This window comes from Pseudomonas sp. 7-41 (assembly GCF_021233075.1).
Classification (GTDB): Bacteria; Pseudomonadota; Gammaproteobacteria; order Pseudomonadales; family Pseudomonadaceae; genus Aquipseudomonas; species Aquipseudomonas veronii.
On sequence record NZ_CP089551.1, the window covers coordinates 5909256 to 5922067 of the forward strand.

Sequence of the window (12812 nt, forward strand, 5' to 3'; positions counted from 1 at the left end):
TCACTCTTTCCAAACCTCAGCAGCCAACGGCAGCTCATTTAGCTCGGCACGGGCCTCACGCCACGTTGGAAAATGCTCCCCTAGGATAGAGATAAAGCGATCGTTGTGGGTGGGTTCGAGCAGGTGAACCATCTCGTGGACGACCACGTACTCAAGCAGGTCTTTTGGCTTCTTCACCAGCTCGGTGTTCAGTCGAATGTTACCTGCTTGATGGTTACAGCTGCCCCACTTGGTTTTCATCCGCTGCAGGTAATAACCCGCCACCTTCACCTTCAGCTTGCACTCCCACTTCCTGATCAATACAGGCACAACGGCGTGCATTTGCAGCTTCTGCCATTCATGCATCACTTCTGCGCGTTTTTGTGCATCGCTGCCTGGGCGAACAGTTAAGGTGATGCGTTTGTGGTCGAGCACCACTGATGGTTTGGCGTCCCGGTTGTTAACCACCATCAGGTAGCGTCGACCCCAGACATAGTGGCTTTCTCTTTCCACAAACTGACGCGGCGCTTCACGCGCCTGCGCTTCCAGTTTGCTCTGTTGCTCGCGAATCCAGCCCAGCCTGGAAATAGCATAAGCCCGAGCAACTTCAAGCCGCGTGTTCGTTGGGGCAGCTAACGTTACCCGCCCCTCGGGCGGGTGCACGCTCAGGTGGACATTCTTGATGTCTTTCCTGGTTACCGAAATTGAAATGTCACCCAGTTCAATAATCTCGTTCATCAATATCCCTGTTGGTTCTTGATGATCTCGAATATTGCCGAAGTCGCTACACGGTCACGCCCCATCAGCGGAAACAGCGCATTAAGAACCTGCGCTTCCCGCGCAGAGTCTCCTCGCCAGGATGAAGGGGCCGATCCGCGCATGGCCAGGTCAATATCCAAAGCCAGCTTCACCTTTGCCCCTTCATCTGTCGGGCACTGGAAGGTGGTCGTTGCAATGCTGTCCAGATTATTAAAAAGCACAGTCGCTTCCCGATGGCCGTTAAGTGCAGCCGGGGAGTTACCTGGTCCTTTCTGCCCCAACTGTCTGACCAGCGCCTCGGCCTTACGCAAAAACTCCTCATAAGCGGCTGCATCGTCACGACTCTGTTTGATCAGATCCTCAAGCAACCGCGACATACCCTCGTAGAACTTCGGGTCTGTCAGTTGCTCTCGAATGATGGTCTTCCGTACGTTGTTGATAATACCTTCGGCAATCGCCCCCTTGGAGAGGTTGCCTTTTGCGTTGAGCTTTTTGGCGATAGCATCATGAACGCCAGTCTGAACAATCAACTCAACCAGCGAGAAATTATCGACCGTGCTCATCGGGTCGGCAGGGTCTGCCTGAATATAGGTGTTGAGTAAATGCCGCATGTCCGCTTCGAAAGGCTTGATATCCAGCTCTTCGCCGGAATGTTTCTTTATCGCCTCACGAACGTCAGCGTAGAACTGCACTTCTGTCTGAAGCCTGCCGGCTTCAGCAGCCGAGTAACCGGCTTCGGTGAGGTTCTGCGCCAAGTCGGCAAACGCCCGCACAAATGAAGCCACCGCCTTGTAGAAGGACACCCGCAGTGCTTCGGTCTCATCCAGCCCATTGGCGTTAGCGGCAGCACCACAGAAGTAATAGATAAACTGCTCAATCGCGCGCGGTGGTGCCACGGGGTCGCACAAGTAGCTCAATGCCTCGCGGGCAGCGTCCAGTTGCTTCTTCCCTTCGACCAGCCAGTTCTTCAGCTCAACGTTGTTATTGCCCCCGCTGCCTGCGTCGACATCCAGCTCGTCAGAGGTGTACACCGAAATGGCGTCTTGTACGTCGCCGAACAGCTCTTTGAAGTCGACAATATAGCCAAAGTCCTTGTCATCACCGTCGAGCCGATTGGTACGGCAAATTGCCTGGAACAAGTTATGGTCCCGCAGCTCGTTATCCAGATAGATATAGGAGCAACTAGGTGCATCGAAGCCAGTCAGCAGCTTGCTGACCACGATGAGTAGCTTCAGGTTGGCCGGTTCTTCAATGAAGCGACGCTTGGTCTCTTCTTCATAAGCGGTGGTGGTCTGGCCAGGCTTCAACACGTACTGCGTGTAAGTATCGAACTTGTAACGCTCATCGCTTTGCGCCGGCTCGCGGGAGATTGCGTTGTGGTTCGGCTCATAGGACGTAACGATGCCGCAATATGTGCCGAAATAGGTGTTCTTAAACAACCGGAAGTAGTGACAGGCATCGTAGATGCTGGCGGCCACCAGAATGGCCGTCCCTCGGTCATTGTTCAGTCGTGGCTTTAAGCCAAAATCCTCAATGATGCTTGCGACAATGCGCTGCTTACGCTCACCAGCACTCATGAGCGACTCCATGGTGGCCCATCGTTTGCGCAGGATCGATTTCTGGTAATTATTCAGAGCTTTGGTTGCTCGTTCAAACCATGCATCGATTCCGTCCCGCGAAGTCAAACGCTGCGGCACATCGCGCGCTTCATACTTAAGGTCCAACACGACCTTATCCGCCACGGCTTCATGGAATTTGTAGGTATGGATGTAAGTGCCGAACACATCGCGCGTAGTCTGCTTGTCCTTACGCAGCAACGGTGTACCGGTAAAGCCAATAAACAGGGCAGTGGCCAGCCACTGCTTCATTTGCTTGTTCATGTCACCGCCTTGGGTGCGGTGACATTCATCCACGAATACATAGAAACGCCCATGCATGGACGGTGCCGGTACGCTCAAATCAGGCTCGAACTTGTGTAGCAAGGCACATAGCAGGCGTGGTGCGGCAGCCGAGAGTTTCTGCACAAGATCGGCGCGAGAGGTAATGCGTGGTGAGGGCGAGTCGTTGCCGATGACCCCGGCATTACGCATCACCCCGGATATTTGCTTGTCCAGCTCATCGCGATCCGTGATGACCAGAATGCGCGCCTCAGGATCATGCTCCAGCAACCATTTGGCGATCAGCACCATCAGAATGCTCTTGCCACTGCCCTGGGTATGCCAGATAACCCCGCCCTCTTTACGCCGAACCCGCTCCTGTGCGGCCTTCACTGCAGCGTATTGATGAGGGCGCGGCACCTTCTTGATACCTGCATCGAAGATGATGAAGTTGCGAATCAGATCGAGTAAACGAGACTTCTCACACATCTGCGCCAGCGGGTCGTCCAGCAAGTAACCAGACTGTAGCACCTCTGCGCCCGGTAGCACTTGGTAGCGAGCAGGCATCTCCGCCAGGGTATTCAACTCCTCAGGCCCAGCGTTCAGGGAAGACGCCTTCCACTCGACAAAAAACTCGGCGCGGGTAGTCGCCGTCCCGTAGCGCAAGCCCTGAGAGTCACTGCCAGCAAAGACCATCTGCACTGTGCTGAAGAAACCTTTGTTGAAGATTTCCTCCTGGTTGGTGATCAGTTGGTTAATACCATCGCCCACCTCTACCGAACTACGCTTGAGCTCAATCACACCGATGGCGATACCGTTCAGATAAATCACCAAATCAGGGCGACGCTCATGACCACCGCGCAAGGTCACTTCTTCGGCAATGGAGAAGTCATTGCGTTCAGGGTGCTCCCAATCGACCAGATGCACCGTTTCGTGGGCCTGCCCAACGGCTACCTGTACTTGCACGCCGTAACGCAGCAGTTGGTAGGTACGCAAATTAGCCTGATACAGCGTGATACCGGTGGAATCAGCCGCAGCCATCAGCTTTTGCAACGCTGCTGATATTTGCGCATCGGAGTAGCCCCGCTGCTTCAGGTTTGCCCGCAACAGCTCGACTTCGACGTTGCGATTTTGCCCACGCTTGCTCCACTCACCCAGGTAGTTGTAGCCAAGACAATCAGGCCGCGACGTGTCCGTAAACAAGGCCACAGTGCGATTCTGGGTGCGACGTTCGGAGCGAGGTTGTTGAATCATCAGGTGCATCCTGCAGGGTTTATTCGGTTATGTGTTTGCTGACGAGACTGTTGAGCAACACGTTATTCATTTGTTCGGAATGGGCGCGTATGGCGTCGGCACCCCAAGATTCTGTTTCCATCATCAGATACTGTTTAACGCTATCGATGGTGTTGTTCTTATAAAACTCTTTCTTCGCCGCAGGCATGAAATTGCTCAAGCGAGAATTCTTGCCGTGGCTGATCAGGCATAGATTGCCGAACGAATTAAGCGTGTCAGTATCGAGCTGAACTTGTCCGTCTAGCGGATGCTGAGGATAGTAATGTTCAACCGAACTACGGAAGGTGAATTTGTAGGATTTAACCGACTCTTCTGCCCTATGTTCAAGCCAAAGCAGGTAGTCCAGAAAGTTGAACACCAGATTGTTTTCAATGTTGCCGAACGTCAATTTGGACTCAACTTTGTCTGCCGCAATGCTTTCGCGGCGTGTCTGAAAGACGCCCCGGTTGGTATAGATCATTGCAAAGTAATCCAGACCTGCGTCTGGAGCCAGAAAGCGATCAAAGACAAACGCCTTGGCGATCGACTCCATATGCTGCAGATAAACCTGAGCCTCAATCTGTTCAACATAAAACAGGTGAAACAGCGCCGCGTTCAGCCAGTGCTTGTAAACCAGCGTTGGCGTAGAAACATGAAACGCTGACAGCAACATCAGGACGCGGCGGTTGATGCCTTCATTGCCGTCCTCTTCGCCGAAGGTGTTCACATAACTCCCGCGACCAGCGCTGCTATGATCGCCGCCTTTGTTCCACTTGAGGCGTTTAAGACTCCAACCATCCGAGCCCTTGATGAACTCGCGCTTGATTACATATTGGTCAAACAGATACTTGCAGCGCAGCAGGCTAAAAGTAAAACGCTTCACTGCCGCAACAGGGTCTGGCTGCTTGAGCACATGAGCCTCAAAGGTATCGAGCAAGCGTTTGTCATCCAATGGGATGTCCGCTCGCGTATCGACATGCAGTACATGCAACAGAAAGTTGGGAAAATTAATCACCGTGTTGAAGCGATCTGGCGCCTCCTCACCTGACTCACCCTGCTTCGCAGCGACCGGGACCTTGGCAATGATCTGATCAAGAGTCATGCGAGTGTCCTGCCGAGCAGTCACCTCCTGAGTTTTGTGCAGTGCAGCCCGAAGCGAATCGAAGTCAGCGATTTGAAACTGTCCCCAGTCCCCTTCGCCAAAAATGCTGCCACGTTGGCCAGGCGTGAAGCCCATTTGCACATAACGCTCCATGTTCGCGCAGGCTTCCCATACTGCATGCAGGCAGTTTTGACTCTGCTCGCAGCCCTGCAACTCCTTCATCATCCGCGCCTTGAGCACCTCGTGTTTTTCCAGCTGCTCGCCGCGGTTATTCATGATCTCGAAGTAATGGTTCAGGTCCGTATCCGTCGGTACCTTCACCCGCATGATTTGCACGTAGCCAAACAAGTAATCGGCAAATTGCTGAGGTGAAACTCCGTTTTCTTTCAGCTTCAGGGGCAAGACTTTCTGGATAAGGCGGTAGCCATTGAGGATGCCGGTATTGATCTGCGTCTTAGTCAAAACCTCTGCGGGGTCGTCGTTGAACTTCTTCTCGAAGATGGCGGCAAAGGTTGCGCGCGAATGCTCGCGGCTATCGAAGTGGATACTCAGGTTTGAATACCAGGCAAGCTCGACAGCCTTTGTGTTTTTCAGATACGACGTCAGCAACGACAGGGTCGTCAGGCGTTGCTGACCGTCAATGGTTTCAAATACCGGAGTTTTACTGTCCGGGCGCTCATACACCACCAAGGTGCCAATGTAGTAATTGCGCGCTTTATCGTCCTTCTTCGGCAGGTAATCGATCACGTCCTGAATCAGCTGCGTGATTTCGCCCTCCTCCCAGGCGTAATTGCGCTGATACATCGGGATCACGTACTCGTCCCGACCGCTGAGCAGCGCCTTGATGGAGAGCTGACTGATTTCGCTACTCATAATATTTCATCGCCTTGAACAGAGCTTCGATCTCAACGGTTTTGGTTGACTTCTGGCCGCTCAATACCAGCAGGGTGCAGTTAATAAAGTCAGCAGGACGTGTAGCGTCCTTGATCAACCGGAACAGATTGTTCTCCAACACGTGGTTATCCATGCTGGCCAGCTGTACCACCTGCATCTTCAGGCGCAGGCTGTAGGCCCATATGAAAATCTTCTCGATGGCGCGGGAAATATCCGCGTGACCGAACTTGTCGATGTAATAGATCAACAGGCAATCGAACATCGCCCGCACATAACAATCGCCGGTGCGAGTTCTTGCCGAGTAGCTATTGAGGGTTTTCAAGATGGTTTGCGCATAGCCATCGAGTCCTTCAGGGCCAACCAGTTCATGCCCACTCCAGGACTCGGCGCTGATCCGCGTCACTTTGACCTGATAGTGGCTAATCAGCTCAAAAAAGCGCCGGCCATTGATGATGATCTGATCCAGATGGAAGGGAAAACCACGCTCGCGCGAATCGATCCTGCGCTCGTATTGCCCGTTGTAGTTATCGACAAAATGGTGGGCGATACGCAGCTGCTCCATATAGGGGTAGCTGGCCACCGTATCGATATTCACGCCCTTGAATAAGTCACTGTCATCCTTGCTGAAGTAACGCGCCGACCCCCCTTTCGACCAATTACGGATGCGGTACAGGTATTGCGAGAACAGTGTGGCCAACGCCTCAGTGTCACTGTTTTCCCAATGCGCCACTGCGGCCGCCTTCAATGGCTCGTCACGCGGGCTAAACTCACGCAGATGGTACGCCTTGAGCAAGTCATGAGGCTCCAGATCCCGGCCACGCGCATTCTGCGAATCGAAGAACTGAAAAGCTTCCGACACATCGTTCAAGGCCACCGCCACGACCTGACACTTGGTCAGGAAGAAGTCGATATGCGCCTCGGTGAAGTCCGCACGGGAAACGATGCGAGCCACCTCAAGGTAATTGCTATGGATGTTCTTCTGCGATATCTCGCTGGTAAAGGTTGGGTTCACCATCGCTTGTTCAAGATTAAGCAAGCGATCCTGCAAGTCTTTGCGTTTGAGTTTTTCTTCTTTGTTCCGCTGGATCAACGCTCGGACCGCCAGCAGCAGGCTGATAGTGCGCTGCTGGCCATCGACGATGTTCCTGATCCAACCTTCCTGGTGAAACACGATGGTGCCCAAGCGGTAGGCGGACTTGTCCTTATGGATGGCGATATCGGAGAACAGTTGATTGATGTTCTTGCCGGTCCACTTGTAAGGGCGTTGGTACTGGGGGATATCCAGCGCAGAATCCATGAGCAGTTCGTAAACGCTGATGATCTTGCTGGATAGTTCAGTAGCCTGTTGTATTTGAGTCGCGTCCATGCTCAGGTTTGTCATAGCAGTCGGGTTTTTCCGGTTAGCAGCTCTTGCATCATGCCTTGCTTGAGGGTGCGGGTTTTGTCTAGGCGTTGTTCCAGCGCAGCCAGCTCGGCGTCCATGTCGGCCAACACGGCGGCGATAGCCTTCTGTTCAGGCATGCGGGGCAAAAGAAGCAGTAACTTTAGCATCGCCACCTTTGACAGGTTGTAGCGAGTCGAGCCTTGAGCCAGTGACTTCATCATTTCGCGGCCCGATTTACTTCTGAAGTAATAGGCTAAGAACAAACCATCCGCTTCCACTGCTTCGCGAAAACGGAAGCCAAAACAAAAACTGTTCAAGAAAAGGTTGGAAACGTCCTCGGCTAATATGGAACACAAGGCGACCTCTTCTGGCGTCTCTGATGAACCGTTGAACAACAAATCACCTTTCATAACGCGGTTTTGCGATTCAGTTGGCGAGACTTTCACACGCTCGAATGCATCGCAGTTAATGACCACATTGCTCATCACATTCATAAAGGTGATGTACTGACCTGAACCTTCACCGAAGTCCGCCTTGGTCTTGCCCGTCAACCCTCCGAATATGAAGCCAAGCTCACCAAGAGCCTTAAAATCCCACTTACCGTGAAAGCCAGGTAGCCTGACTTTTCCGGTTAGGAGTTGTTGCATTGTGGCCTGTTTGAGGTCGCGCTTCTTGGCGATCAGCCGCTCCAGCGCCCCCAACAGCGCATCCACATCACTCAACGCCGTTGCAATGGCACGCTGTTCGGGCATCGGCGGAAAAGGTATCGATATTTCACGAATCAAAGCTGTATTGAGATTTGGCTGGCCGTTGCCCGTAGCGACGACCTCCCTCAGATTCTTTGTACATGTATTTATGTAGTGAGAAATATATTCCTTGTCCCCAGTTCGCTGGTTTACAAGCGCGGCAATACCGTCATTAGCGCAGCAATCCATACCAAGGATTTTGGCAACACCAAGGGTCGCCCCACTGTTTGCAATAATCAGCGTTCCGTGAGCTAAAGTACGACTGCGCTTCGAGCCTTCTTCTGTCAGAAACCCCGCCGTTTCAGTAACGTTGAGTTGATGCTCGGCGATGTTAGTCATGGAGGCAACGGTGAGCCATGGAATAAAATTTCCGCCGAAATATCGTGAATCTCCAGCAGGACGTGGCGAGCCCCCGCGGACGACGCTTCCAAGCTCGCCTAACGACTTAACCTCCCAATCCTCCGGAATAACCCCAACCTCTGTCTGTTTGAACCCCGGCTTCACTGCCATACCGCCCCCATTTTTTTCAAATGCTCTGCCACACGACTGGCAAGGGTTGTTACTTCATCGGTGAGTTGTGGCAACGGGGTGGCGTAGCGCTCACTCAACTCGCGGATGCGTCCGGTCAGAGTCTGAGAGACTCGGTCGAGTTCGCCCTGCACAGCAGCGGCCAAGGTAGCCAACCATTTATCATCCACCACCAGGCTTTTGATCTCGTCCTCGCCAAGCAGCGGGTATTTCGCGTGGATCTTGTTCTCGAGGTCTTCCTCTGCCTTTTTGAGCTTGGCCTTGAGGCTACTTTGCTGATCGATCAATGCATCGTATTCGGCCAATACCTTGAGTTCATCCTCATAATCCGGATCCAGGCCAATCTCGCGTTGACGTGTCTTGATCGCTTTGGCGGTGACCTTCTGCTTGTCGCCCTCGCCTTCGACCACTTCACTAAGCGAGCCATCCTCCCCGCAGTGCTCTTCAAGCATTTCACTCAAGCCCTGCTCGACGCTGGCAAGCCGGGTTTCAAGGTCTTCAATGGCGTTGCGCTCGGCCATGAAATAGCGGCCAATCAGAATCTCGACCGGAATCAGGTCGGACTTGAAGCGGCGCTTGCCCAGGCAGTAGTCATGCTTCTCAGCCCAACCCAACTTGTTGTTCTTATCCTTTACCTTGAAGATTTCGCGCGCTTTAGCGGCGGCTTTCCAGCCGTCGGCGCTGATCAGGTAGCAGTCGTCCTGCAGGGTCTCGGCCCAGTAGTCCATCAGGTGCTGATAGATGTCGTAATGGTCAAGCAACGGCGCTTTGGCGAAGACACTGAGCAGGTCTTCGGACAGTGTGGCAATCAGCTCTTTAGGGTGGCTGTTGACTGCAAAGCTTTTCAACTGAGGGGTGCTGTCCACCAGCCATTGGTTGAACAGCTTATCGATACCCGCTTTGAAGGCATTGAACTGCGGATGGCCGAAAATGACCGATTTCACCTCAGGGCTGACCAGCTCAAAGTAACCGGGATGGCGGGCCGGTTTGAACAACGCCGCGCGTAGCGCTGGCATCACCTGCCAGTAGCGGTCAAAGGCATCGATATCACGCTCGGGAATGCCACCGCGCAAGTGACCGTCGATGTCCTGAATGTCCTCAGGCTCGGTACTGTCGATGTAGCGCGGCAGGTTCAGGTTGAAGTCGTTCTTCGGATCGCTGATTTCGTCGAAGGTCACCATGCGCGCGTAGCGCGAGTCGCTTTCATCCAGTCGGAGGAAGGTATCGACAATCTTGTGCACATCCTGATCGCGCAGACGGTTCTTCGGCCCGTCTTTGATAAAGCCTTTGGCGGCATCGATCATGAAAATGCCTTTGCGGGCGCTGGCGTTTTCCTTGTCCAATACCAGAATGCAGGCGGGGATGCCTGTGCCGAAAAACAGGTTGGCCGGCAGGCCGATAATGGCTTTGAGGTAGCCGGATCGCACCAGTTGCTCACGGATCACCGCCTCGGCATTACCGCGAAACAGTACGCCGTGGGGCAGAATGCAGGCGCCTTTACCGGTACGTTTCATCGAACGGATGATGTGCAGCAAGAAGGCATAGTCGCCCTGTTTGGCCGGCGGCTCGCCCCAGGCAAAACGCTGGTACGGATCTTTAGCGGGTGTCAGGCCTACGCTCCAGGACTTGACCGAGAACGGCGGATTGGCCACTACATAGTCATAGGTACGCAGCTGCTCGCCATCCTTGAACTTCGGCGTGGACAGCGTGTTGCCCTGCAGAATGTTGGCGGTCGGAAAGTCATGCAGAATCATGTTCATACGGGCGAGACCGGCGGTGGTCACGTCCATCTCCTGCCCTTCCAGGGTGATGTGCGTACCCGCTTGGTCGGCCACTTTCAGCAACAGCGAGCCTGAACCGCAGGTAGGGTCATATACAGTAGTCTTGGCTACGGCATTGGTCGGGCTTATCCCGATGACCTTCGCGATGATGCGGCTGACCTCAGACGGCGTATAAAACTGTCCCTTACTCTTGCCGCTTTCGGTGGCGAAGTGACGCATCAGGTATTCATAGGCATCGCCGAGAATGTCGTCGTTGTCGGCACGATTCTGCGAAAAGTCCAGCTCGGGCTTCTGGAAAATGGACACTAGATTAGTGAGTTTTTCCACCATGTCCTTCCCCTCGCCGAGCTTATTCGGGTCGTTGAAGTCGGGAAAGTCACTGCGGGCAAGCCGGGCGTTGGCGTCAATCAGCGGTTGAATGATCTGTGTGTTGATCTTGTTGCCGATATCGGCGTTGCCCTTGAGAGCAACCATGTCCTTGAAACTGGCACCAGCCGGGATGGTCACCGGTGATGCGAAGTCATCGGAGTTGCAGTATTTGTCGGAGATGTACTTGATGAACAGCATGAACAGGACGTAGTCCTTGTACTGGCTGGCATCCATCCCACCGCGCAACTCGTCACACGAGGCCCAGAGGGAGGAGTAAAGATCGGATTTCTTGATGGCCATCGGCAATCCTAGCTGAGGTGAAGAATACGTGGACATGCAGCACTCGTTGCTGCCCGGGGAAATGCCCAAGGCGTTGGCGCAATACAGAGGCTCGACGATCGTATGAAATGAGGAGGGAATGTTACCTGCGGCTGAGCAGTGAACCTATCCATTTCGAGATTATCGGGCTGGTGAATTGTTCACAGCTCAGCTGTGCTCTATCAGCGAGCAAGTCGCTAGATAATTTCACAGCCGCAAAATGCGGGTATCAACATCACGCACGGTCGGGTAACCCACAGTCGACTTCTGCCCCATCGCCACCGGCAACGATGTGCAAAGCGTGGCTGGCCGAATTGTATTGGAGGTACCGGTGGTCAAGTGAAGTATTCCAATTGGTATTCCAGCAAAATATAAAAATCGCGATTAACGCCACAAATCAATAATTTGCTAAGCCAATTCAACTTACCCCGGCCCACCTTTTGATCAACTAAAGACGTCCACAGACGTCTTTTTTGCACCTTAAAACCCAACAAAATCAAATCCCTATAGGCCATCAGTACCCCTAGACATCCGACCCACCCCACATTACCGGGTACTCCAAATAGTACCAGTGGTCATTTTTGGAACACCAATTAACGCCATGGAACACCTCATGTGCGCCCAAGCCCCCGCCTCTCTGACCGCCAGCTCAAAGCGGTGAAACCGAAAGACACGGACTATCTCTGCGCCAAGACGCAGCGCGCGGGTGATTTGGCGACCATTAGCCCAGGGCCAGAATCTTCCATGTTTAAACTCATGCACCGGTTTTCGGGGCAGTTGGGTCAAGATTATTCAGAGACTTCAAAAACGGCCTTCTGTTTCAACATGGCCAACAACCTTTCAGCGGCAACTGACAGTTGCCGACCCGCTCGGACCATCAGGTGTGCCTCGGCACTTTCGAATACTTCGCTGCGGGTCCTGAGCGCTACAAGCGTACCTTCCGCGATTTCATTGGCTACTGCGTGCGAGGACAGGAAGGTCACCCCGAGATGGGCTTTTACATAGCTCTTGAGGGTGGCGATTGAGTTGGTGACCAGATTGGATTCGAATTGAATGCGATCGTGGAATTGCGCCAGCTTAACCAGATTGCTTAAGCCAAAGCCGTTGGACATCAAGCCCACCGGATAGGGGCAAACATCACTCAATGCCAGCGGCTGCTGCTTCTCGGTGAGGGGATGGCCGGGCCAGGTGATGACGCACATTGGCTGTTTGCGCAACATCACCGTACGCACGGCGGGATCGATAGGCGGACGGTAGGCCAAGCCGATGTGAGCCTGATCACTTGCCAGCATCCGCACTGTGTCGACGGCATTGGCGAACTCCAGCGTAACCACCAGCTTGGGGTGCTGCTGGCTGAAGTCCTGAAGCACCCAGCGGACTAATTCCTCGCGGAAACCCTCGCCCGCAACAATGTGAATCTCACCTCTCTCCAGACCCTTGAGTTCGGAAATCTGAGTCAGCAGCAATGCTTCGCTTGATCGCCGCTCACGACAATGGTTGATCACCAGTTTGGCAGCTTCCGTAGGGACGATACCCCTGCCGTGGCGCTGTAGGAGTTGCACCCCCAACTCGCTTTCCAACTGGTGGATTTGCCGGCTGACAACTGAGGGCTCGATATTCAGACGATCCGCTGCGCCTCGGATCGAGCCGGCTTCTGCGACCTCTGAAAAATAGTGAAGTCGCCGTTCATTAAGGCCGATTTTTTGCAATTAGGGCTCTCCTGTCTGTTGACTTAAAGTCAACACTCGCAAGCGAAGATCGCTATTGTTTGAAGTTTCTGCGCTCCCCATACTTTCTGTCAAT

The 12812-nt window shown here is 53.5% G+C and carries 7 protein-coding genes; all 7 read right to left on the reverse strand.

Going from position 1 to position 12812, the window contains the following annotated elements; all coding sequences use genetic code 11:
- Positions 1-717, reverse strand: a complete 717-nt coding sequence (locus LQ249_RS26900) for a M48 family metallopeptidase (RefSeq protein ID WP_232566011.1) — start codon at positions 715-717, stop codon at positions 1-3.
- Positions 717-3869, reverse strand: a complete 3153-nt coding sequence (locus tag LQ249_RS26905; RefSeq protein ID WP_232566012.1) for a type I restriction endonuclease subunit R — start codon at positions 3867-3869, stop codon at positions 717-719. Before LQ249_RS26905 ends, LQ249_RS26900 begins: the two co-directional genes overlap by 1 nt.
- A 19-nt stretch (positions 3870-3888) precedes the next feature.
- Positions 3889-5862 (reverse strand): DUF262 domain-containing protein, encoded by a 1974-nt coding sequence (locus tag LQ249_RS26910; RefSeq protein ID WP_232566013.1) that lies wholly within the window; start codon positions 5860-5862, stop codon positions 3889-3891.
- Positions 5855-7249, reverse strand: a complete 1395-nt coding sequence (locus LQ249_RS26915) for a DUF262 domain-containing protein (RefSeq protein ID WP_232566014.1) — start codon at positions 7247-7249, stop codon at positions 5855-5857. The genes LQ249_RS26910 and LQ249_RS26915 overlap by 8 nt, the downstream gene beginning before the upstream one ends.
- Positions 7250-7260: 11 nt before the next feature.
- Positions 7261-8523, reverse strand: a complete 1263-nt coding sequence (locus LQ249_RS26920) for a restriction endonuclease subunit S (protein ID WP_232566015.1) — start codon at positions 8521-8523, stop codon at positions 7261-7263.
- The gene (locus LQ249_RS26925; protein WP_232566016.1) at positions 8514-10991 is read right to left on the reverse strand and encodes an HsdM family class I SAM-dependent methyltransferase; all 2478 of its coding nucleotides are present in this window, start codon (positions 10989-10991) and stop codon (positions 8514-8516) included. Before LQ249_RS26925 ends, LQ249_RS26920 begins: the two co-directional genes overlap by 10 nt.
- Before the next feature lie 806 nt (positions 10992-11797).
- Positions 11798-12718, reverse strand: a complete 921-nt coding sequence (locus tag LQ249_RS26930) for a LysR family transcriptional regulator (RefSeq protein ID WP_046382026.1) — start codon at positions 12716-12718, stop codon at positions 11798-11800.
- Between the last annotated feature and the right edge of the window lie 94 nt (positions 12719-12812).